The sequence below is a fragment of the Pyxidicoccus fallax genome, from assembly GCF_012933655.1.
In the GTDB taxonomy this organism is placed as follows: Bacteria; Myxococcota; Myxococcia; order Myxococcales; family Myxococcaceae; genus Myxococcus; species Myxococcus fallax.
This window is the reverse complement of record NZ_JABBJJ010000713.1, coordinates 1-1176: the sequence shown is the minus strand read 5'-3', so window position 1 is coordinate 1176 and position 1176 is coordinate 1. Positions and strand designations below refer to the sequence as shown.

The window sequence follows — 1176 nt, the reverse complement described above, 5'->3', positions numbered from 1 at the left end:
AAGGACGAGGGAAGGCAGGGGTACGGGGCGTGGTACCCGTACCACCACGAGCACCACCACCTGGTGCCGCAGGGGGCGGTGCACGAGTACCTGATTGGCCGGGACGAGAAGGCGGAGCGGCGGCTGAAGCTGGTGCTGGCGGCGAAGTGGAACATCAACCGGGGAGACAACCTGGTGCTGCTGCCGAAGGAGGTGTTCGTGGCGGAAATCGTGGGGCTGCCGGCGCACTGCCCCTGGGGACTTCGTGAACACCCCGAGTACTCCGCGTCGATGCGGTATGTATTGAGTAAAGCCAAGAAGGCGCTGGATGCTGCCATGGCCGGGAAGGGCGACTGTCAGAAGGCAGTCATGAAATTAAGACAGACGCTTGAGGCTGCATCGGAACTCGTTCTTGACGAAATCAAGAAAATGAAGCCCGGACAATCGCTGTCGGCTGTCGATGTCGGAAGTAGGAAATGAGTCATTTCAAGTACTTCCTATTCGGCGTCCGAAAAGATCCGCGGTTCTGTCAGATCGAAGAGCTTGATGAGAAAGTGGAGGAGTATTGGAAGCTCTCTGATGGGGAGCGGATGGGGAGCCTTTTCCCGCCCACGGTGGAGTTGCAGTTGGCGTTGGATGGAGGGGACTGGGTGACGGACTTCATCAACAACATCAACCAGGTTGTCATCCTCTCGCACAAGGCACGGTTGATTTTCGAGGCGGAAGGTGTGGGAGGGGAGCAGGTGGAGTACCTGCCATTCGTGCTGAAAGATAGGCGGGGCCATGTCGTTGACGACGAGCAGTTCTACGTGGCCAACGCGCTGATGAAGGTGGACTGCTTCGATTGGCAACGCTCCGTCTATAAAACCTTCTCCCATGAGCCACGAGAGATCATCTACCCGAGCTTGCGGCGGATGTTCCTTCGCGAGGAGGTCATCCCCGAAAACGCGAAGTTCTTCCGATTGGGGGAGGAGACTGACCAATACATCATCCGTTCGGACCTGGTGGAGCGGCTGAAGGCGGAGGGGTGCACGGGGCTGAGCCTGAGGGCCATGGGGGAAGACCTGTTCTGAAGAATGGAGGGCGGGCGATGAGCGGAGGAGAGAGGAGGCACGTGAGGTGGGAGGAGGGGAAGCAGTGGCACCGGGGAGAGGAGTACGGGTGCGTGTGGAGGCACGCGCCGGGGTGGGGGAAGAC

2 protein-coding genes are annotated in these 1176 nt (G+C 59.6%); both read left to right on the top strand.

All coding sequences use genetic code 11. From position 1 onward, the window contains the following. On the top strand, window positions 1-459 hold a 459-nt coding region (locus HG543_RS53735), incomplete at its 5' end, for an AHH domain-containing protein (protein WP_171819161.1). Next, window positions 456-1052: an imm11 family protein gene (locus tag HG543_RS53730; protein WP_169352685.1), complete on the top strand. Its 597-nt coding sequence runs from the start codon at window positions 456-458 to the stop codon at window positions 1050-1052. The genes HG543_RS53735 and HG543_RS53730, both read left to right, overlap by 4 nt. Window positions 1053-1176: the final 124 nt, after the last annotated feature.